The sequence below is a fragment of the Paenibacillus selenitireducens genome, assembly GCF_002021565.1.
Lineage (GTDB): Bacteria > Bacillota > Bacilli > Paenibacillales > Paenibacillaceae > Paenibacillus_K > Paenibacillus_K selenitireducens.
Genome location: NZ_MSZX01000001.1, coordinates 713089 through 736863, shown reverse-complemented (window position 1 = coordinate 736863; position 23775 = coordinate 713089). Strand labels below are relative to the sequence as shown.

The following is a 23775-nucleotide window of genomic DNA, read 5'->3' as shown; positions in this document are numbered from 1 at the left end:
TATGAGAGAGAATGCTAGAGTATGCTTATTTCATGTCATTCCATTCGAGTAATCTTACCGTACACACCGCCTCCACCTGCAACAATGCCAAGATGACCAGAGCGAGCAAGGATAATTTGCTCCGCTAACGCTTGGCCAACCACCTCTGCCAGCTCATCGACGCGCGCATGATGCAGAATATACATCTCGGTTCCAAACCGTTCTAACAAAACTTCCCTTTTGCGTGGACCAAAACCAGGGAGAAACTCTAAGGGTACTTGATAATAATACGGCGGTCTGTAGGCCGGAATAACAGGATCCTCTCGATCCGCTATTGCAGCAATACGATCCATGACGCCGCGCACAACCTTGGTCGCACCGCAATAAGGACAACGCACTTCTGTCGCTTGGGATTCGTCAATAATGGAGTCACATTGCATGCAGAACGTACGATGATATTTACCTAATCGCGGATTCAGACCATAGTTCGCTGCAACATGACGGCCGGCTTCCCTGCCTAGCGCTTTTTTAAATTCATCGAAATTCGGTGCCTCGAGCTGCAGAATATTGTATTCACGGCCAATCTTCCCTAAGGAATGCGCATCGGAATTGGTCAAGAACGAATAACGATCTAGCTCGGAAATAAGACCAGCCATTTCGGAATCCGCACTTAGACCCAGTTCCACACCCGCAATAAGATCTAAATCCAAGATATGCTCCATCCGCGTTGAACTACTGCCGTAGACACTTTTATGGGGTGTAAAAATATGCGCTGGAATGAAAATGCCGCCACGATCCACGACTTCACGCTGCAATTCTTTGGCTGTCACATAGATTCGTTGGGAGCTTAATTCCACATTTTTCATATACTTGGACATCCAGATCGTAAAGTCTTGCATCACACATAACGTTGGAAAGTAGGCTAATACATGCGCTGCTCCTCGGCCTTCGTCACGTACTTCGATTTCACTGCCTAAGAGGATCGTGGTGCCACGGTACTGTATGCCTCCGCCTGCAACCTCATGCATTTCTCCTCGATCTAAACAACGGATAATATCCGTCTGTACGGAAGGGGCGTGGCAATCTATGATGCCAACAAGCTCAATTCCTTTGCGTACTGCAGCTTCATGGGCAATATTGGCGAACGTTAAATCTTTGCTGCCGCTAATTTTCACATGATTGCCTTGTTCGGTTCTTCCGATATGAATATGGAGATCTGCATAACAAGGGTTCAGTACAGGCTCTTGACTTGAGAGATTCGTGCTCATCCCAGCCTCCCTGTTAAGGCATATAGCTTCCACGCATACACCGCTGTAATGGTCTTGGCGTCACTAATTCGTCCTTCTGCCATATATTGCTCTGCCTGCTCCAACGTAATAATCTCCGCATCCAGGAATTCATCCTCATCCAGCTGTACTTCACCTTGCTGTAGATCTTCCGCAACGTAGAGATGAATGATTTCGTCAGCAAATCCTGGCGACGTATAGAAAGAGCTTAAATGACGGATTGTCCCGCATTTGTACCCTGTCTCTTCCTCTAATTCCCGCTTCGCTGCTTCCATCGGGTCTTCACCCCGTTCTAGTTTGCCTGCAGGAATCTCGACTTGAGATTTCCCTAATGCCTTCCGATATTGCTCCACGACGAGCATCCCTTTGGGATGCAGTGCCAGCACACCTACGGCTCCCGGATGCTTCACGATCTCTCTGGTCGCTGTATTCCCATCGGGAAGACGGACGGTATCCACCTGCAAGGAAATTACTTTCCCTTGAAAAATAGGCTCCGTGCTTATCGTTATCTCTTCGAACTTATTGGATTGATCTGCCACTCTATTCAACACTCCTTCGGAACGTGTACTAACTTGTCCATCTCGATCATATGACTTAATTATACCAAACTTCATCCACGAAAGCTGAGGAGGACATCCGAATGAAAACCTATATCCAGCCCCAACAAATGCATATGGTTGGCAAAGCTTGGGAGATCCGCCACCATTTGCGCCAGCTTCACCAAAACAACGACCCAAAGGCAACTCTCAAGACACTTATCGATTCAAGAATAAGCAGCGCATCCAGTTATCGTACCAAATGAGAAAAGCGGGGATACCGAAAAGAGCCCCTTTAGCTATGCATACCTCAGCTAAAGGGGCTCTAACGATAGAAATATTAATCCACTAATTTTACGATCTCAATCACGAGCGTCGTTAAGTCCACGATATCTTCTACTTTAATCCGTTCTTTGGTCGTATGAATGTCTTCATAACCAACCGATAAGTTGACGGTCGGAATTCCCATCCCATTAAAGATATTCGCATCACTGCCGCCGCCTGTATGGAACGTTGTCGGCTGTTTCCCGATATTCTTGATCGCATGCATCGCTAATTGAACCACTTCGTCTTGCTCCGTATACTTATAAGCCGGATAGAGAAGAATGCATTCAAATTCAGCGCGAGCACCGAAATCAGAAGCTGCCGATTCTAGCGCCTCTTTCATGGATGCAACTTGCGCATCCACTTTGTCCTGTACGATACTCCGCGCTTCCGCATCAATTTGCACAAAATCGCAGACAATGTTGGTCGCGCCGCCTCCAGCGAATCTACCGATATTCGCGGTGGTCTCATGGTCAATTCGGCCTAGCTTCATGCGGGAAATCGCTTTGCTTGCGACTTGGATCGCACTGATCCCATCCTCAGGATTTACACCTGCATGGGCTGATTTTCCATAAATTTTCATGAAGATCTTCGCTTGCGTTGGCGCTGCAACCGCAATCCCGCCAATCGCTCCATTAGAATCAAGCGCATACCCGAACTTCGCTTCCATATGTTGCGGATCCATCGCACGTGCACCATATAAACCGGATTCTTCCCCTACCGTAATGACAAATTGAATTTTCCCATGCGGAATTTCGTTCTCCTGCAATACCTTGATGGCCTCTAACATGGCCGCTAGCCCTGCCTTGTCATCTGCGCCAAGAATCGTTGTCCCATCACTCCGTATGTACCCATCCTCACCAATCGAAGGTTTGATTCCTTTCCCTGGGGTTACGGTATCCATATGGGATGTGAAGAAAATCGTCGGCAGATGCTCCTTGCCTGCTGTAGCTGGTAAAGTCACGATAAGATTTCCCGCGCCATGACCTGTCTTCTCAGCGGCATCATCCTCAAAATACGATAATCCAAGTTCACTAAATTTGCTCTTCAATACTTGAGAAATCTCTTGTTCGAATTTTGTCTCGCTATCCACTTGAACTAATTCTAGAAATTGTTGGATCAAACGCTCTTGTTGTACCATTCGACTTCCCTCCAATGTCATCTTACGTTAGAATAGACGTTATGATACTCGAATAAAGGAGAACATATGCCTATGAAAAAGCAAAAAAAATGGTTCCGCATTATCATTTATCTCATGCTGGCTGCCATGGTCGGTTCCACCTTATTAATGGTTATTGAGCCTTTCCTATACTAAATCAAGTTGGACAGGCTCAAATCCGAATTCACTCGTGAAGAAAGGCACAATTTCAGATGCGACTTGCTCCACAGTGAAGTTTAATCCGGTGATATCTTCCAGCGATGTCACGCCGTACTCTTGAATGCCGCAGGGAACAATTCCTGTGAAGCCTTCGTACTGAATACCGGATTTAATGTTAAATGCAAATCCATGACTCGTGATAAAGCCGCGGCGGTGTCTGCGTTTATTGAACTTAACGCCGATCGCGGCTATTTTCACATCGCCCACCCATACACCCGTAAACTCCGATTTACGACTGCCCTCAATATTGTATTTTGCCAAATAATTAATAATAACCTGCTCCAACTGACGCAAGTATCCATGAAGGTCCAGCTTCTCGCCATCCAGCACGATTAAAGGGTATCCCACAAGTTGACCCGGTCCGTGATACGTAATGTCTCCCCCGCGGTCAATTTCAAATACGGAGATGCCTTTCTCTTTAAGCTGCTCTTCGCTCCATAACAGATGCTCTGGATGACGCTGTGATCCGATCGTATAGGTCGGCGGATGCTGCAAGAGGATCAGAGATGAACCCTTCTCCTCTTGATCTATTTGCTTCACCCATGATTTCTGCAGGTCCCAAGCTTGCCCATACTCCATGGACGGATGATAACTCACATCTAGTACATTACTCATTGTCTAGTCTCACGCTTTCTGAAGTACCTTAGTATAGTTTGGTATCAATATCATAACTTTCCATATGCTCTTTGACACGCTGTAAGAAACGGCCGCAAATGACACCATCCAAAATACGATGATCCAGTGATAGGCACAAATTGGTCATTGAACGAACGGCAATCATGTCATTAATGACGACGGGACGCTTCACAATGGATTCAAACGTCAGAATGGCAGCTTGCGGATAGTTAATAATCGGATACGATAGGATGGACCCGAAGGAGCCTGTATTGTTGATGGTGAAGGTTCCGCTTTGAAGATCATCAAGCTTCAATTGACCTGAACGCGTCAGCTTCGCCAGACGGTCTGCTTCACGTGCAAGGCCCGCAATATTAAGCGTATCTGCCTTCTTGATCACTGGTGTAATCACAGAATCTTCTGTCCCTACCGCAAGTGAAATGTTGATATCCTTCTTCACGATAATCTTATCTACAGCCCAGACGGAGTTAATAATCGGATAATCCTTGATGGCATTGACAACGGCTTTCAATAGGAATGCGAGGTAGGTGAGGTTAATGCCTTCACGACGCATAAACTCGTCTTTATGTTTGTTGCGAAGCAGCACTAGATTCGTCACATCCACTTCGATCATCGTCCAAGCATGCGGAATTTCCGTTACGCTCTGACGCATATTTCTGGCAATCGTGTTCCGAAGCGGGGTTACATCGATAAAGTATTCATTATTCGAAACGGACTGCTGTTTCTCCACTTCAATCTGCGGAATCTTCGGTGTCGCAGATAAATGCAATCCGGAATGACGTACAGACGTTGCGTTCCCCGCATTTACAGGCGCGGTTGATGCTGCAGACGCCGCAGTGCTTGGTACGGAAGCAGCCACGGCCGCAACCGCTGCCTTCGGCTGCCCATTCTCGATATACTGCTGCACATCTTTACGCGTGATACGTCCGCCCAAGCCTGTCCCTACGACTTGATTCAAATCTACACCATGCTCTCCAGCCAACTGCTGTACGGCAGGCGAGTAGCGGTGCCGCATGCTCTGATCACCGGTTAATTCAGGGGCATTCCCTGTTGAGGCTTCCGCTTCCGCCGGATGTCCCCCCACGCTTGTGTTCGAAGCTGCTTCGGATGACGCGACCTCCACATAAGCGATGACCACGCCAACGTCAACCGTTTGTCCTTCTTCAACAATAATTTCCTTCAATACACCTTCAACTGTAGAAGGAAGCTCCGCATTTACCTTATCTGTCAACACTTCACAAATAGGTTCATATTGTTCTACGCGATCCCCGGGCTTCTTCAACCACTTGCCGATTGTCGCCGAAACGAGCGATTCGGCGAATTGCGGCATGGTGATTTCCACTTTTGTTGTATGGTTAGACATTCTCTCATCTCCTGAACTTTTTCGGATGGGGCTCTTTCATGCATTCTAGTATAGAGCCAAGTTACGCATTGCTTCTTTCACCTTGTCTTTATTCAGCATGAAGAACCTCTCCATAGGCGGGCTGATCGGCATCGCTGGTACATCAGGTCCGCAGAGGCGCATAATCGGTGCATCCAGATCAAACAACATTTCCTCTGCAATAATCGCAGAGACCTCAGCGCCTACACCGCCTGTTTTATTATCCTCATGAATGATGAGAACTTTTCCTGTCTTCTTCGCTGCTTCAAGAATCGCATCCCGATCCAGGGGTTGAATGGTGCGCAAATCAAGAATATGTGCACTGATGTTCTCTTTAGCAAGTTCTTCTGCAGCTTGCATGGCAAAATGTAAGGGTAAGCTATATGAAATAACCGTGATATCCGTACCTTCGCGAAGCACATTTGCTACTCCGATCGGGACGATATAATCATCCAAAGGCACATCTTCGGTAATCAATTTGTAGCATTTTTTATTCTCAAAGAAAATGACGGGATCCGGGTCGCGAACGGCTGCTTTGAGCAATCCTTTCGCATCATACGCCGAATACGGAGCGATAATCTTCAATCCAGGGGTACCGAAGAATACGGATTCTGGACATTGGGAATGGTACAATCCACCAAAGATCCCGCCGCCGATCGGTGCCCGGATAACAACAGGACACGTCCAGTCATTATTCGAACGATAACGAATTTTCGCGGCTTCACTGATGATCTGGTTCGTTGCTGGGAACATAAAATCCGAATACTGCATCTCTGCAATGGGCTTCATCCCATACATCGCAGCACCGATAGCAACGCCCGCAATGGCGGACTCCGACAATGGCGTATCCATCGCGCGCATCTCACCGAATTGTTCCATCAGTCCTTTTGTCGTCGTGAAGACACCACCTTTGGTTCCTACGTCTTCGCCGAGCACGAATACCGTCTCATCACGTTCCATTTCCTCTTTCATCGCAAGACGAATCGCATCAATATATTCCATAACTGGCATTATGCTTTCACCTCTCCATCTCCGGCATACACATGAAGCAGCGTATCCTCGGGTTTAGGGAACGGTGCGTTGTCGCCGTATTCCGTTGCTTCTTTCATTTCTTTGGTCAGCTCGGCAACGAGCTCTGCTTCTTGCTCTTCTGTCCAAATCCCATGTTCAATTAGATAATTCTTGAACTTCAGTACCCCGTCTTTCTTACGGTTCTCTTCGACTTCTTCTTTGGTACGATAAGCCATATCGTTATCGGATGTGGAATGCGGCGATAAACGGTACATCATCGCTTCAATTAGCGTTGGACCTTCACCGCGAATCGCACGCTCACGAGCTTCTTTCACGACTCGGTACACTTCTAGAGCGTCATTTCCGTCGACTTGAATGCCAGGGAAGCCGTAGCCCAGCGCACGGTCTGCCACTTTTCCGCCCAGCTGCTTATGAACCGGTACCGAAATCGCATATTGGTTATTCTCGCACATGAGGATTACGGGTAATTTATGAACACCTGCGAAGTTACATCCCTCATGGAAGTCTCCCTGGTTGCTGGAGCCTTCTCCGAAGGTCACGAACGAGACGAAATCTTTCTTTTGCATTTTCGCGGCCAACGCAAACCCTACCGCATGCGGAACCTGTGTTGTTACAGGGCTGGAGCCTGTGACAATACGCAATCGTTTGGAACCGAAATGTCCAGGCATTTGGCGCCCGCCGCTATTTGGATCCTCTGCTTTGGCAAATACCGATAACATCAAATCTTTCAAGGTCATGCCAGCTGCTAATACGAACCCGTAATCCCGGTAATACGGAAGGAAAAAATCCTTCTCGCGATCCAGCGCGAATGCTGCAGCAACTTGCGCCGTTTCTTGTCCGATTCCGGATACATGGAAATTAATTTTTCCTGCACGCTGCAGAATGAGACTTCGCTCATCGTACAAACGAGCCATACGCATATATCTGTACATATCAATGACTTGGTGATGAGTTAATCCAAGCTGTTCATGTTTTGATTGCTGTTGTACGGAAGTTTCTGATTTCACGTAAACACCATCCTTTATATTCCCTATTGGTTTTATAACCTGGTACTAAGACTAGGAGTTAAACATATTATAATCCCTTTTCAGGAAAAAAGAAAATGATCTTTGTTCCATGCTTGTCTAGATACCAATAGCTTTCCCGTCAATTGCGAGCATCGCCTCGCCCATAATTTCGGACAATGTTGGATGCGGGTGGATCGCTTGTCCCACTTCCCAAGGCGTAGCATCCAGGATTTGCGCGAGGACAGCCTCCGAGATTTGATCCGTCACATGCGGACCAATCATATGCACACCAAGGATGTCATTTGTATCTTGATCTGCAATAACCTTCACGAAGCCATTATTATCACCGTACACGAGAGCTTTGCCAATCGCTTTAAAAGAAACTTTAGCCGTCTTAATATTTCGTCCTTGCTCGAGCGCTTGTTTCTCTGTGAAGCCTACACTCGCGACCTCTGGCCGGGTATAAATACAACGTGGTACTAAATGCGCCTGCATAGGCTCAATGTCTAATCCAGCAATTCGTTCTGCTGCAATAATTCCTTCATGTCCAGCGGCATGGGCTAGCTGTAACCCGCCTATGACATCACCCACAGCAAAAATATGCGGTTCTGTCGTCTGCATGGATTCATTCACCACAATGACACCGCGCTCCACTTTAATATCTGTATTTTCAAGCCCAATGCCGTTGACATTCGCTTCTCTGCCGATGGAAATCAACAGCTTATCCGCTTGAATCGTCTCTGTTTTGCCTTTATTCGTAACTTCCATATGTACTTGACCATGCTCGACACGATAGCTATCCGGATTTAGCGAAGCTTGAGTCAATACGCGAACGCCGCGTTTCTTCAGCAACCGCTGCAGTTCGGCACCCAATTCTTGCTCTTCTGTAGGAAGCAAATGCGCTGCCATCTCAATGATCGTTACTTCGACCCCAAAGTCGCTTAATAGCGACGCCCACTCCGCGCCAATCACACCGCCGCCGACGATAATCATGGATTTAGGGAGTTCTGTCATGTTCAACGCCTCATCGCTTGTCATCGCATATTGACCGTCGATTTCGATCCCAGGCAATGTACGCGGACGGGAACCGGTCGCAATGATCAATTGCGTAGGAACCACGGTCTCCATCTCGCCATCTTGTAGTTCAACCGCAACGGCTCCACTTTTTGGCGAAAAAATAGACGGGCCGATGACGCGTCCTTTGCCTTGAATGACATCGATTTTATTCTTCTGCATCAAATAAATCACGCCGCGATGCAGTTGATTCACGATCCCGACTTTTCGCTGCTGGATCTTATCAAATTGCACCGAAATATTTTCGGCTTGAATACCGAATTGCTCACTCTCTTTAAAAGTTGCAAATACCTCTGCACTGCGCAAGAAAGTCTTGCTCGGAATACATCCGCGATGCAGACAGGTTCCCCCCAGCATATCTTGCTCGATAATTGCAACTTTCTTGCCTAATTGTGCTGCACGAATCGCAGCGGTATAACCGCCAATCCCTCCGCCTAACACAGCTACATCATACGTTAACGCCATGGTTTAAGCTCCTCCCGATATGTAAACTATGATTTTTCACAGGTAAAAACCGATGGTTCTATTGTACCTTTTTTTCAGTCGATTACCAACCAAGCCTTTCGATAGACAACAAAATAAGGAAACGGTATGATAGACGTAACAACACTACCAAAATAAGGTGAGGAATACATATGAAAATCATTTTAGCTCGCTTCATCGCCATCTTGCTTCTTGTGATTCCTGGGCTTGCAGCGACCTATGGCTTTGTGTTAATGAAAGATGCGCTTTTTAATTACTTCTCTGCTCACGGGGATACGAATCTCGCTCCTGATTTTGGTTGGCTGGGCTTTTCCATTGGCTTTGTGCTGTTTGCTGCGGGGATCGTGTTCATTGGTGGATGGACGTTCTACCGTGACCGTAAACGCAATTACGTTGCCCCTCGGTTCAAGAAGAAACGTGTAAGACCGCAGTAGAATGATACGCAAAAAAAACGCTTTCGGCGGCCTTAGCTGTCGGGAAGCGTTTTTTGTATCTTGATCATACGTTTGTACCCTGCTGTTGTCATGAAATATCCTCTCTTGTACGTCCGTTATCCGAACACAACCATATCACACCAGGGGCTTCTAGTTCTGACACCCATTCTGCAGGGGGGAATTTGTCGCACACCATATAGTGAATCTTATCCAGCTCCGCTATCCGATAATGTGCTTGAACATTAATTTTAGAAGCATCTGCCATCACAATCGTTACTTTTGCATGCTGGATCACTTTGCGCGTTAATGTCGCCTTATCCGCACCAAAGCTCGTAATTCCAAGCTTAAGATCGAATCCGTCAATGGATACGAACGCCTTATCGACATATAGCTGCTCCATCCATTGTTCCGAAAGCGAACCAACCACTCTGGCATGCTGAGAACTGACTTCACCGCCAAGAAAAATAATTTTGCCGAGGAAACGTTGTTGATTTGAATAATCCATTAACAGCGAGACCGTTGGAAATGAACTCGTTACGATCGTTAATGATTTTAAATCCAGCAAATAAGGGATCATGCGAACTGGCGTCGTGCCTTCATCAATAAAAATAACGTCACCCGGCTGCACCAGCTGCGCTGCTCTCTCACCAATACGTGCTTTCTCTTCAACATGTGTCGTCTCTCGCACCAGATGAGGCAGCTCTACTTCCTCTTCCGAGATCCGCATCGCGCCGCCATACATTCGTTTCAGCTTCCCGATTCCCTCCAGCTCTTCTAAGTCCCTACGGATGGTTTCGAATGAAACGTTAAAATATTTGACTAAAGATGCGGATTCCACACGTCCATTTTCATGCAAAAGTTGAAGTATGCTCTGTTTACGCTCCTCTCCCTTAATCGACAAGTTATGTTCCTCCCTTACTTCAATCTCGATCTCGTCCAATAACCTCATAAAACTAAACATATACGAACCATTTTAAAATGTCCAATCCGAAGTATTGACACCCTGCCAAAAGCGGTCTATAATCACATCGAAACACACAACAAAACAAAATAACACACACAAACACACACTCCATGAAACATGCTTTTGTGTACTTTTGACCTAAAGAAATGAGGATGATACCATGCTATCAACTGCTGTTTTACTTGTATTATGCTCAGGCATAATGCACGCCGTGTGGAATTTGTTCACGAAGAAAAGTCTGAACAAATCTGTTTTTTTGTGGTCCATCCACATCACAGGCGCCTTGCTCCTTCTGCCTTATTTTATTCATGAACTTATCACGAAACCATTGAGTATGGAAGCTTTAGGTTTTATTGCTACATCGGTATGTTTCCAGGGAGCTTACTTCATTTTTCTCTCAAAGTCTTATTCCTATGGGGATCTATCGCAAATCTATCCTTTAATGCGCGGTACAGGCGTCATGCTCGTTACGCTCTTAAGCGTGTTTTTATTCGGTGAATCACTGCCTGCGATGGGCTGGATCGGTCTTTTGTTAATTGTCGGAGGCCTATTTGCAATCAGCGGCCTATTATCCAGCTTCCTCAGCAAAGGCAGCTCTCGAATTCAAAGCGGTGGTGGAAAGCCAACGGCATTGCTATTCGCACTCGTGGTTGGTTGCTGTATCGCGGGCTATACGCTGATGGATAAACAAATTATTATGCATCTTTCACCGCTCTCAACCTTAGAGCTGTCGAATTTAAGCTATGTCGTATTTTCATCTTTCACGGTGTTAAGGTCCCGCCAAATCCGGGCCGAATGGCAAGCGAACTGGAAGACGATCCTCGTCGGCTCCATTTGTTCTCCGGGCTCCTACCTCTTGTTCTTGTTCGCCATGACCTTGTCGCCCCTGTCCTCTATCGCTCCTATTCGTGAAGTCGGAACGGTATTCGGTACTTTACTCGGAGTTCTATTATTGAAAGAACAGCAAGGGGTGCGAAGAATTGCATTGTCCGCCGTGATTACGCTGGGCATTATCTCTGTCGCTTTATCTAACTAAAAACTAGAAAAGAGGATGAACGAACATGGAGCAAATTTGTAAGCGTGTATTTGTCATTGGATTAGACGGGGCTGGGAATTTCATTAAAGATACACCGACACCCCATATTCACGAGCTGTTGCAACAAGGTGCGATGACGTATCAAGCACAGACCGCTTTCCCCTCAATCAGCGCGCAGTGTTGGGGGTCCATGTTCCATGGTGTAGATCCGGATCAGCATCAATTGAATAATTCAGTTGCTTCGGATACGAGATACCCTGAAGACAATGACTATCCTTCCTTTATGAAGCTTGTCCGTCAACAATGGCCCGACGCTAAAATTGCCGCATTTTCCGAATGGTCGCCGATCAACTACGGTATCATCGAACAATCATGTAATTTTGTCGATCTATCCGTACGTGATCCCGAATTGGCTCAAGCATCCGCTGACTATATTCGAAACAACCCCGACCTTACACTGATGTATATCCATTTTGGAGATCCGGATTATACCGGACATGAATTTGGGTACGGAGAACATGTACCAGAATACTTAGCTAAAATCACGGAAATTGACGGGTATGTTGGAGTAGTATTGGATGCTATAAAAGAAGCCGGGTTGCTGGAAGACAGCCTCATCATTATCACCTCGGATCATGGTGGTGGCGGGGATCATCCACGGGATCATGGCAGCAATCATCCGTCAGATATGACCGTATTCTGGGGTTGCCATGGTCCAGCTGTATTATCTGGAACAACCATAACGGACGCGGTCTCGCTGAAAGACACGGCTCACGTGGTAACCTACGCCCTCGGCATCGATCCTTGTCCGCGATGGACAGGGAAAGTGCCAAACGGAATATTTAACCGTTAATCACAAAAAGCTCGCAGAACGCTGCGAGCTTCTTTATATTCTTATGTTAATGTTTTGATTTCGTTTTAGCCCCTGATTTCTTCCCACCAGGATTAGAGCGTGTAGGCGGATGATGGTGATGTTGCTGCGAGAGGTTCGCCGCATCGGCTGCTTCTACTGCTTCAAATATTGCCAAGGATTCATCCGTTAACGCTTCCGGTGAGACCATACCCATCTTGCTAAAATCCCCACCTAAGATCACCTGTACTGTTTTATTGCGGTTGATAATAACAGAATCCACGAATAAAGCATTCGAGAATAATGCAATAATAATCGCCCATTGTTGTACAGACAATTCGGGATACCGATGTAACTTATGTGTACGGGGATTCGGGTCTTTCCGTGGCTGGTTTTTTTTTTTGGATTCTTTACGTCGATCCGCTGCCATAGCTCCCCCGCCTCTACTCGAAGTGACTTCTTGTATTATATTCGAAGCTTCACTCGACGGTTCGCCCTTCTATTATAATACGCTTCCTCCGAATAAAAACCGATCGGCCCAATGATTATCACGCACAGAATCGATGCGAACACCGCCTGATGCCTTGGAATATGTATGCAATATTTTATAATCTCCTAAGTAGATCCCGACGTGGGTAATTTGTTCTGTATTTCCATTGACTCCCTCATTGGTTGAGGCGTTCGATCCTGGATTAGACACGAAGAACATCAAATCGCCCCGTTTTAATGCGTCGATGTCCGTCACTACTGTCGAATGGTTCATTACCCACGCGCCTTGATTGCGGGAATCCGACTCCAGCACAACGCCAAGCGCCTCACGGTAAGCTTGTCTTACAAAAGCTGAGCAATCAAAGGTTGTTGTCGCATTCCGATCTGAACCATATTCGTAAGGCGTTCCTAAGTACTTCATCCCCGTCGCAATTACTTCTTCGATCTGAACTTTCGTGGACGACGATGTCACTGGCGGTTTCACGGTTCCTGTCCCTGTTGCGTTTCCGGTTCCTGTCCCTGTTGCGTTTCCGGCTCCTGTTCCGCTTCCAGTTTCGGTTCCTGTTTCGGTTGTCCCTAACGCAACGTATTGCGTATTTGAACTCATATAACCGACTTTTCCTTCTCCATCCCAGACCTGAATCCAATTTTCATTGACTTTATTTATGACGGCGAACTGACGTCCAGCCTCTATTGTTTTAATAACTGTGGAGTCCGTTGACGGTGCGGTTCTTAGATTCACCCGAGTTAGAGTCTGACCAGATCTCGCAGTTCCGGTAATTTGCAAGTACTTTGAATCCGTGCTGACGTATCCCATATTTCCTTGGCTGTCTTGCACGTTATACCAACTAACACTGGCCTGTCCCAAGATCATAACGGTCTCACCCACAGCTAAACTTCGGATGGTATCCGTGGATGTCGACGCGCCAACACGCAGGTTCACTGCATTTTTCGTTGTTGCTAACTTCGCGCCTGCCGCTATCGTTGTTACCGGTGCTGCGCTTACCGATGCCAATGGCAAGGTTTGTAATAGCATCGCACTGAAGACGACGCCCAGTAATACTTTTTTCATGTGATGTAGCCTCCTGAGATGTCCGCCGCTGCAATAGCAGTAGCTTGTTGATGTGTCATGAGCTGATTGAAGCATTTTCAGTTACCATTTATATCCTTACTATACCAGTCTATCTGTTGCACCTCTATCGGACTTTTTTCTCGAAAGTTACTTTTTTGTAACCAACAAATTAGGACTATCGTCGTTCGTTTCACTAATTTATGGAAGAATCAGCAAGACGCCCATCTACAACGATCGTAGTGGACGTCTTCTATTTAACCTTTCATTCGGCCGAAGCAATAGACTTCTAAGTCACGAATACGATCCAATAAGCTATCCGGTTCTTGTGAAGTTTTAGGCATGTCCGATATCTCGTCTTGCAAATCTTTTATGTACTTCTGCATTTCTTGAATGACGCTGTGGAATGCCTCATAATCCTTTATGATTTGATCCAGGTATAAATCTACTTCCTCTATATTGTAACCCCGTATTGAATAACCGAACTCTTTCTCATGAATCTCTAAGGCAGAGAGAGAGAGCCCTACCGAATTCAAATGATTAGATTTACCTTTGTCTTTCTTCATGATTGGATAACCCCCTAGTTCATTAACTCGATATCATCATCCTACTATCTTTCTTCCATTATTACAAAAAAACCGAAAGAAAGATACGTTTTGCTACGCATCTTTCTTTCGGTTTTTTCATTTTTTGCTTATTTCAGCACGCTTCCGCCATATAAGAAGCGATACTCCCAATGCTTTCCTTTTACGGTATCCACCCGCACGCCGCCGGACGCCTTCGAGTATGTATGCAAAATCTTGCCGTCTCCTAAATAAATCCCTACATGCGTGATCCGCTCTTTATCCTTGTTAATGCCGCTATAACTGGAAGCGCTAGTTCCTTTATAAGACATAAAGAACATTAAGTCCCCACGTTTTAATGAACTAATACTCTTCTTCACCGTTGAATTACTCTTAATCCATTCCCCTTGTTTCCGGGAATCCGTTCCTAATACAATACCAAGCGCCTCTTTATAGGCTTGTCTGACAAAAGCAGAACAATCAAACGTTTTTGTTGAATTGCGGTTCGAACCAAATTCATAAGGCGTGCCTAGATATTTCATACCTGTACTTATTACTTTTTCGATCTGAGCATTGGATGATGGCGGCGTTGTTGATCCACTACCGCCGATTTTTATATATTGACTGCTTGAACTTATGTATCCTACTTTTCCTTGCCCATCCCATACTTGGAGCCAATTTGCATTCACGGTCTTAAGAATAGCAACCTCGTGACCTGCATCTAGCTTTTTAATTACCGATGAAGAGGTCGAAGGCTCTGTTCTTAAATTCACTCGCGATACAATAAGACCCGACTTCGCAGCTCCTGTAATGCTTGTATACTTGCTTGCCGTACTCAGATACCCCAAGTTACCTTGGCTATCTTGAACATGATACCAATTCGAGTCTGCTTTACCTAAGATCACAAGCTTCTCGCCTTTGGGAAGATTTCGAAGTATACTCGAGGACGTTGACGGCCCTTTGCGTAAATTTACCGTACTTTTTGTTGTTGCATTTTGAGCACCAGCTGCAGCTCGTTCTACCCCTGCTCGGCTCATAAAGGCGGTTATATCCGTAACAGGCTCAAGCTCTGGCATATCCGGATCGCTCTCATCCACATTCATGGTGTCGGCAGCGCCAACCGGATCCGACTGTAGATGTGACTGCGACTTCGTCGCACCGCTAACAGGGGCTTGGGATGCGCTTGCCGATGTCACGGCAACGGTCTGAAATACCATGGTGCTTAGTAGTAATCCTAATAATACTTTTTTCATCGTATGTAACCTCCTAAGATGTCTGCGGCACATGAATAATTACCGCCTAAGTATGATGTCGTGAGATAACAGCATGAAATAACATGAATTAGTTCTTTTAACTTTTACTAGAATATTGAATCATCAGTTACCAATTACAGTACCTACTATATCAGCCTATACCAGACCAATCTATCGGACTATCTTCTTAAAAGTTACTGTTTTGTAACTTTTCCATTAGGACCATTGTCGTTTATTTACCTTAATTTTGGTAACCGATAGAAAAATATGGTTATATATAAAAAAAGCATCACATGCCTTTCGCATGTAGATGCTTTATCGATCACGAGCTATTGTTCTTAGATCAAAGCTTCATTTTTCTCCAAATGCCCTGATCGTGTTTTTTTGGTCTGCAAATATTTTTCGTTATAGGATGAGATATCTCCCCATAATGGAATACGTTTATCTACATTCATGCCTGATGCTTTGAGGGCTTTAAGCTTCTTAGGATTATTCGTGATCAATGACACGGGTTTTGTACGCAAAGCTTGCAGTACCGCAATTGCCTCCGCGTACGAGCGTGTATCATCGGCAAAGCCGAGCTCCAGGTTCGCATCAACAGTATCATACCCATTTTCTTGCAAGATATAGGCCATCGCTTTACTAAATAGACCAATTCCACGCCCTTCATGGTTAGCCAAGTAGAACAAGGCACCTGAGCCATGTGCTTGAATCATGCGCATGGATTGACGAAGTTGGAAGCCGCAATCACAACGCTTGCTTCCGAAGATATCACCCGTATGACAAATGCTGTGCATGCGGATTAACGCTTCGTTGGCATTTTCGAAATCGCCATAGACGAGTACGCTAGATTGTTGGCTCTCCGCCAAATGTAAGGATGGCAATTGTTGAATAATCTCCTCCGTCGTAGCACCTTCAGGAAATAGATCCGCCGCCAACCAGCTGTACCATTGGAATGGGACGGTTTCACCATCTAAATTTACCGGCAGCTGTATAGGGCCCACCAGGATAAGATTTTTATTTGAATGAGTAACGGTTTGTATGCGATCAGTTAAAACTGAGATCATATCATTGTTCAGCATCATTAAATTTCTCCTTTAATAAAACTTACTTTATGTAACTAACTATACATTTATTAATTACAAAAGTCAAGCTCATAATACCAAGTAATAAGATTGGAATTATATTTAAAAAAGCCCAATAATCCATAAGAATTACTGGGCGATATTTAAAATTTGAAGTAAGCTTAATCAGTATAGGATAAATTCTTGAAAGAATCAATGAGACGTTTCCACTATACTTACGATCTTTCCATATATCTGTATGAATCTGCCGTGAACATAATCTCACCGCAAATTTGGCATTCAAATGCAGGAACATCCGTATGTAAGATCGATCCATCTTCACCGCGAACCGTTTCCTTAACCTCCTGCATTTGATGTTCCGCGCCGCATTCCGGGCACTTTGTTGGAATCGTAGGCGTTTCTTGAGCTGCGACTCCCGTATTGGCTTGAAGCCCTCCTGTGCTCTCACGACCTAACATAGACATCAGTTTTGCGGATTTAACTTCTTCCTTGATCTCATCTAGGGCTGACTTTACCTCTTTGGCAAGTCCGTTCTGTTTCAAGCATAACTCCAGAACAACATTCATTTTATCTTCGAGGGATGCGATACGTTGATCAATCGCGATAATTGTCTGCTTCATGGAGACGTTTGTATCCTCATCTTGATGCGTCAAATTCTTGTAATCCATGGTTCTCTCTCCTTGCATTCCGTAGTTCTTACCATTACATCATATTGATTGCATTATAGTACAAAACCACATTAAACGGCAAAATCCGTATTTTCAATTAAAGTAAAAACGCTTGCCTTCCGACCTAACGGAATAGCAAGCGCGAGCGTGTTCACTATGAAATTGTAGTCGTTGCACAAAATAACGTTCGATCGAAGGTCAGCAGCTTCGCTCTAGCTCACCTTATGCTCAATTCTCAGCTTATCGGCCACCATCGCGATGAACTCGCTGTTGGTAGGCTTCGACTTCGAGATATTGATCGTGTAGCCGAACAAGTACGAAATGCTGTCGATGTTGCCGCGTGTCCATGCCACTTCGATCGCATGACGGATCGCGCGTTCAACACGAGAAGGCGTTGTCTTGAACTTCTCAGCGATCGCAGGGTACAACGTTTTCGTGATGGCACCCAGGATTTCAATGTTATTGTAGACCATTGTTATGGCTTCGCGTAAATACTGATATCCTTTAATATGTGCAGGTACGCCGATTTCATGAATGATGGATGTAATATTCGCATCTAAGTTCTTGCCGCCTTTGGCAATCGGTACCACGTTGCTTGATTGTTTCGATGAAGATGACAGAGGTAAGCTCGTGGATGTAAGGTTCGTCGCTCCGATAAGCTGACGCACACGATTTGCTAACACTTCCAAATCAAACGGCTTTAAGATGTAATACGATGCACCAAGCTGAACGGCACGCTGCGTAATATTCTCTTGTCCAAATGCGGTGAGCATAATGACCTTCGGTTGCGGACTCAAATTCATTTCGCGGAGCTTTTCAAGTACACCCAGACCATCCAGATGAGGCATAATGATATCTAATATGATAACATCCGGAACTTGTCGGGATTCTTCGATGATGCGGATCACTTCTTCGCCATTGTAGGCGATTCCTGAGACATTCATATCCCCCTGCTCCGAAAAATACTCTGCTAACAAATTTGTGAATTCACGATTATCGTCAGCCAATAACACTTCGATCTTTTGCACGATGTGAGTCCTCCCTTAATCTCTCATGAGTTTGAATTTTCTTTTTCACCCTGTCTGACAATAGAATTTCGACATGTACCATAAAATTCCTTCTGTCGAATAATTAATTTCTTTATTTTTTTCATAAAATATTTTATAATAATTATTTTGCTACAATTCATAACAACGTTCGTTGTCGTTCGACAAAAAAATCTTAAGGCCACTAGCTCGCCTTAAGATTTGTGTTGGTTGATCGTAGCATTACGCCAGCATCCTGCAACATCCATTCAATAAAGCATCCATAACCTGATTTCGGATCGTTGACGAACACGTGGGTTACGGCTCCAATCAGCTTACCATTCTGTATGATGGGACTTCCGCTCATTCCCTGAACAATTCCACCTGTCTTCTCTAAAAGACGTGGATCCGTGATTCGAATTACCATGCCTTTCGTTGCAGGAGCAGATTGATGTGCAACATGAGCGATCTCAATATTAAAACGTTCCACCTGCTGCCCGTCGATCACGGTAAGAATCTGGGCAGGGCCTAATTTGACATCTTCAGCAAACGCTACAGGAATCCCTTCTTTAAACAAACTATGCTCAGGATTCTCACGCATTTTACCAAAGATCCCGAAATGTGTATTACGTTCAACATTACCAAGAATTTTACTTTCTTTCAAGAAGTAAGCCTTCTTCTCGCCAGGCTCACCATTCTGACTTTTCGAAATAGACGTGACATTGGATTGTACGATCTCACCGTTGCCCACAACGATCGGGGTCTGGGTATCCATATCCGTAATCACATGTCCAAGAGCTCCAAAGACACCTTGATCCGGCGCATAGAAAGTTAATGTACCCACCCCTGCGGCAGAGTCACGAATATACAAGCCAAGACGCCATGTTTTTTCGTCAACATCATAAGCTGGCGTTAACTTCGTGTGTAATTCGGTTTCATTCCGCTTGATGGTTAGCTCGATCGGACGCTTGGCTTCACCTGCTGCCGTAACAATCGGTGCCACTTTCGTCACGTCGTTTACATACTCCCCATTAATTCGAGTAATTAAATCCCCTAATTGAATGTTAGCATCCTCACCTGGCGATACTTTCCGTTCTTGACCGACTGCAACTAAGTGATGCCCTACAACAAGAATACCAGCTGATTTGACCTTTACACCGATGGTTTGTCCGCCAGGAATAATCTTCAGGTCTGGCACGACATTGACTTTGACGGTCTTGAGCGGAATTTTACCAAATAGGCGTAACTTCAATTCAGCCTGCCCGCTTTGCTGTGTCTTCAGTCGTATCGGATCTCTTAAAGATACGTTTAATGATTGCTGTGATGTACCGTTGACTTGAATAACATCAGGATGATCCACTACCGCCTGTGCCATCATAGGCATCGCAAGTCGCAATTCCTTCTGTTGTCCGGAGAAGAGCCTGAGTTCACTCGGAAACGTCGAGAAATACTGAAAAGGTGCCGTTGTACAAAGCATACAAACGAAGAAGACAAGTAAAAGACCAAATAATCTTTTGCTTTGCTTGGAGTTCAAGGTGTCACGCTCCCTTTCCTTCTTTCGCTTGACGAGAAAGGTTGTCGCCAATTGCGTACCTTTAAGATAACCTTGGCTAGAGCGTTTTATTACTGAAAATGATTCCTAGACAGCTTTCCTTGTATCCGCCAGTATTAGCATTTCTTGCGCATGATGCATGGTTTTTTCCGTGACTTCTACGCCACCGAGCATACGGGCCAACTCCATGATTCGTCCCTCTTCATTCAGTTCCTCCACCATGGTCATCGTCCGTTGGTCAATCACATTCTTCTGTATCAAATAATGGTGATCCGCCATACAAGCAACTTGCGGTAAATGCGTGATGGAGAACACTTGACATTGTCTGGATAGCGAAGACATTTTCTCCGCAATGGACTGCGCAGCGCGGCCGCTGACGCCGGTATCTACCTCATCGAATACCAAGACAGGTACACGATCAATTGAAGCAAAGATCGATTTCAAGGCTAACATTAAGCGTGATAATTCTCCGCCTGAAGCAATTTTATGTAATGAGCGTAAAGGTTCCCCTGGATTTGGAGAGATTAGAAATTCAGCCGTATCAAATCCATGTTTGGTAAAACGTACAGGTACCCCATCTACATCAAATCCGTCCGATGCCTCCATACGTTCAATCTTGACCTCAAGGCGAGTTCTTTCCATCTGCAGGCTCTTCAATTCCGTTTCCATTTGTACGGCCAATTGCTCTGCACATTGCTTCCGTAATTTGCTTAACTCTTCCGCTAACTTCACCAGCTCAATGAATTCTTTGTCCACCTGAGCTTGTAGTTTTTGAATCATTTCATCTTTATTCTCGATCATTTCGGCCTCTTTGCGAATATGCTCCAAATATTTCAAGATCTCTTCAACATTCTCCCCGTATTTACGACGGAAGGATGAGATCATATCTAAACGCTGTTCCACTTCCTCCAGACGTACCGGATTAAACTCAATGACTTCACGATAGTCACGAAGCTGGAATGCCGCGTCCTCCATCTGGTAATAAGCAGATTGAAGCTGCTCGACAATTGGAGATATGCGTGCGGCGTCAAATGGGACGATATCTTCAAGCTTCGAGAGAACTCGACTAATCGCATCTAGCCCTTTATTTCCGTATACTTGCTGGTAAGCATCGGATACCGCATCCATCAATCGCTCTGCATTGGCTAGTTTTCTCTTTTCTTCCGCTAACCATTCATCTTCACCCAGTTTCAGCTCAGCACTTGAAATTTCTTCGATTTGGAACCGATACAAGTCTAACATTTGATATGCCTTTTGACTTGTGTCCTCAAGCTCCTGAAGCTCTCTGCGCAGGGTTGTATACCGCTTATAGACTTCTTGGTACGCCGATTTTACAGAAGCAATTATAGACTCACCGAATGTATCCAAAAGAGAAAGATGCTTATCCACCTTTAACAACGATTGATGTTCGTGCTGTCCATGAATATTGACAAGATGTTCTCCGATCTCTCTGAGCATGGTCAAATTAACGAGCTGTCCATTAATTCGGCTCATACTTTTCCCTTGAAGGGTTAGTTCTCTGCGAATGACCAAGTGTTCATCCGAAGAAGCTTGAATGCCAAGCCCCACAAGCACATCCCAAACCGGATGGTCGGCCGATAATTCAAATAAAGCTTCTACCTCTGCTTTATCGCAACCATAGCGTATAATATCTGCAGAAGCTCTGCCTCCAATAATCAGACTAAGCGCATCGATAATAATCGATTTCCCCGCACCCGTCTCCCCTGTCAGAACATGAAACCCTTCATGGAAAGAAACAGTCACAGCTTCGATGACCGCTAAATTTCGTATGGATAAGGCCGCTAACATCCGGTTACACCCCCATCAGATCCGTTATGAAATAAATGACATAATTTGTGACACAATTTTATCACTATCTTCTTTTGTACGGCAAATAATCAGCATGGTGTCGTCGCCGCAGATCGTTCCCATGATTTCGCTCCACTCGATGGAATCCATCAATACCGCGATTGAATTCGCGGTGCCGGGCAGACACTTCATGACGATCAGGTTGTTCGTAGAATCAATATGAACGAAATTGTCCATAAGCGTACGCTTCAATTTCTGAACAGGATTGAATCGTTGATCCGTTGGCAGTGAATACTTGTAACGGCCGTCATCCATCGGGACTTTAATAAGATGCAACTCTTTCATATCACGAGAAACTGTGGCCTGTGTTACATGATACCCTGACGAACGCAATGCTTCCACCAGCTCGTCCTGTGTCTCAATTTCCTTGTTAGTAATGATTTCACGTATTTTAATATGTCGTTGACCTTTCATAAAACCCCTCACTCTTCTTCAAGTTGAAAATGAATTTGATGAATTTCTTGTTCTTTCTCATCTACATACAGGATGCCGTCAATATCACTATACAGCAGAAAATACGGTAACAGCTTATTCCGAACACTGCTCGCCGTCCAATCCATGGGCGTCCGGTCGCGTGCGACCTTGACGAGGAAGTAAGATCCGCTTCGTCTAGCTACATAATCAACAAATAATCGGCTATCTAATTGAATATTATTCACAAGAAAATAGAATGGAATTCGAACCTTGCCTCCAACAACATCATACCCATCGCGTTCCATAAGCTGAACCGCCACGGAATCTTTAATATCCTTATTGATGGGCACGCTTGAGAAGTTCGTTTTTAACGGGGAATGCAGCCATTTGCGAAGTCCAAAATAAGCCCATAATACAGCGATTACCACGATTCCAATCATGACAACTTCATCACTGTGTCCCATTCGAATCACCTCGAGAAACATATTCGAGGCAGCATGCACTTTCTCCTTTTTTCATGCAAAAGAAACTCACCCTTTGGATGAGTTTCCAGTAAATGTATGACTAGCTTCTTGAACGATGGATTCGATGAGAGACATGTCAATGCCTTCTGCATCGCTATGTTCTGCGTCTTGATCTAACGTCCAAAGCGCTAAGAATTCGATATTTCCTTCCCCACCTGTAATCGGTGAGAACGTTAAGCCTTTTAAATGGAACCCTAATCCGTCAGCATATGTGAGAATGTTCTTCAACACTTCTTCATGTACCTTCGGATCACGAACAACACCCGATTTGCCAACTTTATCACGCCCTGCTTCAAATTGCGGCTTGATCAAGGCTACAATCTGTGCAGGGCGCTCCAATAAGCTCAATAACGGAGGTAGGATGATCTTCAACGAGATAAATGACACATCGATCGAAGCCATATTAGGCGTGGGCCCCTTCAAATCTTCCGGTGTTGTATACCGGAAATTCGTTCGTTCCATCACATCTACCCGCGAATCATTGCGAAGCGACCAATCGAGTTGGTTATACCCAACATCTATGGCATATACATAGCTCGCTCCATGCTGTAAAGCACAATCTGTGAATCCACCCGTCGAGGCTCCAATATCAAGCATCACACGATCGTTCATATCGATCTCATACTTACGTATGGCTTTTTCTAATTTCAGACCACCTCGGCCCACATAAGGATGCAATTGCCCCTTCACGTGAAGCTCCGTCGTACGAAGAATTTTGGTGCCCGCCTTTTCCAGACGTTCCCCATCCTTGTTAAACACGATGCCTGCCATAATGGCCGCCTTCGCTTTCTCGCGACTTTCAAAAAAACCTTGCTCAACGAGCAGAACGTCAATCCGTTCCTTCAGTTCTGACATGCAGTATAC

At 45.2% G+C, this 23775-nt stretch carries 26 protein-coding genes; 5 read left to right on the top strand and 21 right to left on the bottom strand.

From position 1 onward, the window contains the following. Positions 1 to 35 precede the first annotated feature (35 nt). Positions 36 to 1247 (bottom strand): endonuclease Q family protein, encoded by a 1212-nt coding sequence (locus BVG16_RS03405; protein ID WP_078497105.1) that lies wholly within the window; start codon positions 1245 to 1247, stop codon positions 36 to 38. Then, the gene (locus BVG16_RS03400) at positions 1244 to 1804 is read right to left on the bottom strand and encodes an NUDIX hydrolase (RefSeq protein WP_408635282.1); all 561 of its coding nucleotides are present in this window, start codon (positions 1802 to 1804) and stop codon (positions 1244 to 1246) included. Before BVG16_RS03400 ends, BVG16_RS03405 begins: the two co-directional genes overlap by 4 nt. A 101-nt stretch (positions 1805 to 1905) precedes the next feature. On the opposite strand from BVG16_RS03400, the gene mciZ reads away from it, so the two are divergent. Further along, positions 1906 to 2067, top strand: a complete 162-nt coding sequence (gene mciZ, locus BVG16_RS03395) for a Z-ring formation inhibitor MciZ (RefSeq protein ID WP_078497103.1) — start codon at positions 1906 to 1908, stop codon at positions 2065 to 2067. Between the two features lie 74 nt (positions 2068 to 2141). On the opposite strand, the gene BVG16_RS03390 is transcribed toward mciZ, so the two are convergent. Next, complete coding sequence (locus BVG16_RS03390; RefSeq protein WP_078497102.1) at positions 2142 to 3266, bottom strand: tripeptidase T; 1125 nt, start codon at positions 3264 to 3266, stop codon at positions 2142 to 2144. 72 nt (positions 3267 to 3338) lie between these two features. On the opposite strand from BVG16_RS03390, the gene prli42 reads away from it, so the two are divergent. Continuing rightward, a complete protein-coding gene (gene prli42, locus BVG16_RS32335) occupies positions 3339 to 3440 on the top strand; it encodes a stressosome-associated protein Prli42 (protein ID WP_408635281.1) in 102 nt (33 codons plus the stop codon). Here prli42 and lipB read toward each other — a convergent pair. From lipB to lpdA, 5 genes are all read right to left on the bottom strand, one after another. Then, positions 3432 to 4118: a lipoyl(octanoyl) transferase LipB gene (lipB, locus tag BVG16_RS03385; RefSeq protein ID WP_078497101.1), complete on the bottom strand. Its 687-nt coding sequence runs from the start codon at positions 4116 to 4118 to the stop codon at positions 3432 to 3434. The genes prli42 and lipB overlap by 9 nt on opposite strands. 28 nt (positions 4119 to 4146) lie before the next feature. Beyond that, positions 4147 to 5502 (bottom strand): dihydrolipoamide acetyltransferase family protein, encoded by a 1356-nt coding sequence (locus tag BVG16_RS03380; protein ID WP_078497100.1) that lies wholly within the window; start codon positions 5500 to 5502, stop codon positions 4147 to 4149. 45 nt (positions 5503 to 5547) lie between these two features. Further along, positions 5548 to 6531: an alpha-ketoacid dehydrogenase subunit beta gene (locus BVG16_RS03375; protein ID WP_078497099.1), complete on the bottom strand. Its 984-nt coding sequence runs from the start codon at positions 6529 to 6531 to the stop codon at positions 5548 to 5550. Further along, a complete protein-coding gene (locus BVG16_RS03370; RefSeq protein ID WP_078497098.1) occupies positions 6531 to 7559 on the bottom strand; it encodes a thiamine pyrophosphate-dependent dehydrogenase E1 component subunit alpha in 1029 nt (342 codons plus the stop codon). Before BVG16_RS03370 ends, BVG16_RS03375 begins: the two co-directional genes overlap by 1 nt. 117 nt (positions 7560 to 7676) lie before the next feature. Further along, positions 7677 to 9098 carry a dihydrolipoyl dehydrogenase gene (gene lpdA / locus BVG16_RS03365; protein WP_078497097.1) on the bottom strand — a complete coding sequence of 474 codons (1422 nt, stop codon included), beginning with the start codon at positions 9096 to 9098 and terminating at the stop codon, positions 7677 to 7679. Between the two features lie 170 nt (positions 9099 to 9268). Between lpdA and BVG16_RS03360 the strand changes: the two genes are divergently transcribed. Next, positions 9269 to 9550, top strand: a complete 282-nt coding sequence (locus BVG16_RS03360) for a DUF2627 domain-containing protein (RefSeq protein ID WP_078497096.1) — start codon at positions 9269 to 9271, stop codon at positions 9548 to 9550. Between the two features lie 88 nt (positions 9551 to 9638). Here the strand turns inward: BVG16_RS03360 and BVG16_RS03355 are convergent, their stop codons facing one another. Further along, positions 9639 to 10451 carry a DeoR/GlpR family DNA-binding transcription regulator gene (locus BVG16_RS03355; protein ID WP_158081611.1) on the bottom strand — a complete coding sequence of 271 codons (813 nt, stop codon included), beginning with the start codon at positions 10449 to 10451 and terminating at the stop codon, positions 9639 to 9641. 223 nt (positions 10452 to 10674) lie between these two features. On the opposite strand from BVG16_RS03355, the gene BVG16_RS03350 reads away from it, so the two are divergent. Beyond that, on the top strand, positions 10675 to 11550 hold the full coding sequence (locus tag BVG16_RS03350) for an SMR family transporter (RefSeq protein ID WP_078497094.1): 876 nt from the start codon (positions 10675 to 10677) through the stop codon (positions 11548 to 11550). A 25-nt stretch (positions 11551 to 11575) separates the two neighbouring features. Next, positions 11576 to 12403, top strand: a complete 828-nt coding sequence (locus BVG16_RS03345) for an alkaline phosphatase family protein (RefSeq protein ID WP_078497093.1) — start codon at positions 11576 to 11578, stop codon at positions 12401 to 12403. Positions 12404 to 12449: 46 nt separating this feature from the next. On the opposite strand, the gene BVG16_RS03340 is transcribed toward BVG16_RS03345, so the two are convergent. The 12 genes from BVG16_RS03340 to BVG16_RS03285 form a co-directional block, all read right to left on the bottom strand. Next, entirely contained in the window at positions 12450 to 12830 is a 381-nt protein-coding gene (locus tag BVG16_RS03340) for a hypothetical protein (RefSeq protein ID WP_078497092.1), read from the bottom strand. 72 nt (positions 12831 to 12902) lie between these two features. Beyond that, positions 12903 to 13961, bottom strand: coding sequence for a C40 family peptidase (locus tag BVG16_RS03335; protein WP_233146871.1), 1059 nt, complete (start codon positions 13959 to 13961; stop codon positions 12903 to 12905). Positions 13962 to 14215: 254 nt separating this feature from the next. Next, positions 14216 to 14524 (bottom strand): DivIVA domain-containing protein, encoded by a 309-nt coding sequence (locus BVG16_RS03330; protein ID WP_078497090.1) that lies wholly within the window; start codon positions 14522 to 14524, stop codon positions 14216 to 14218. Between the two features lie 128 nt (positions 14525 to 14652). After that, positions 14653 to 15774, bottom strand: a complete 1122-nt coding sequence (locus tag BVG16_RS03325) for a C40 family peptidase (RefSeq protein WP_078497089.1) — start codon at positions 15772 to 15774, stop codon at positions 14653 to 14655. Positions 15775 to 16112: 338 nt separating this feature from the next. Continuing rightward, positions 16113 to 16856, bottom strand: a complete 744-nt coding sequence (locus BVG16_RS03320) for a GTP cyclohydrolase II (protein ID WP_078497284.1) — start codon at positions 16854 to 16856, stop codon at positions 16113 to 16115. A gap of 218 nt (positions 16857 to 17074) precedes the next feature. Next, complete coding sequence (locus BVG16_RS03315) at positions 17075 to 17527, bottom strand: YgiT-type zinc finger protein (RefSeq protein WP_158081610.1); 453 nt, start codon at positions 17525 to 17527, stop codon at positions 17075 to 17077. A gap of 212 nt (positions 17528 to 17739) precedes the next feature. Further along, positions 17740 to 18555: a sporulation transcription factor Spo0A gene (spo0A, locus tag BVG16_RS03310; protein WP_078497087.1), complete on the bottom strand. Its 816-nt coding sequence runs from the start codon at positions 18553 to 18555 to the stop codon at positions 17740 to 17742. Positions 18556 to 18757: 202 nt separating this feature from the next. Beyond that, positions 18758 to 20086 carry a SpoIVB peptidase gene (gene spoIVB / locus BVG16_RS03305; RefSeq protein WP_078497086.1) on the bottom strand — a complete coding sequence of 443 codons (1329 nt, stop codon included), beginning with the start codon at positions 20084 to 20086 and terminating at the stop codon, positions 18758 to 18760. A 105-nt stretch (positions 20087 to 20191) separates the two neighbouring features. Further along, complete coding sequence (recN, locus tag BVG16_RS03300) at positions 20192 to 21913, bottom strand: DNA repair protein RecN (protein ID WP_078497085.1); 1722 nt, start codon at positions 21911 to 21913, stop codon at positions 20192 to 20194. 24 nt (positions 21914 to 21937) lie between these two features. Beyond that, complete coding sequence (gene ahrC / locus BVG16_RS03295; protein WP_078497084.1) at positions 21938 to 22387, bottom strand: transcriptional regulator AhrC/ArgR; 450 nt, start codon at positions 22385 to 22387, stop codon at positions 21938 to 21940. A gap of 8 nt (positions 22388 to 22395) precedes the next feature. After that, positions 22396 to 22851 (bottom strand): hypothetical protein, encoded by a 456-nt coding sequence (locus BVG16_RS03290; protein WP_144027274.1) that lies wholly within the window; start codon positions 22849 to 22851, stop codon positions 22396 to 22398. 66 nt (positions 22852 to 22917) lie between these two features. Further along, positions 22918 to 23766 (bottom strand): TlyA family RNA methyltransferase, encoded by an 849-nt coding sequence (locus BVG16_RS03285; RefSeq protein WP_078497082.1) that lies wholly within the window; start codon positions 23764 to 23766, stop codon positions 22918 to 22920. Between the last annotated feature and the right edge of the window lie 9 nt (positions 23767 to 23775).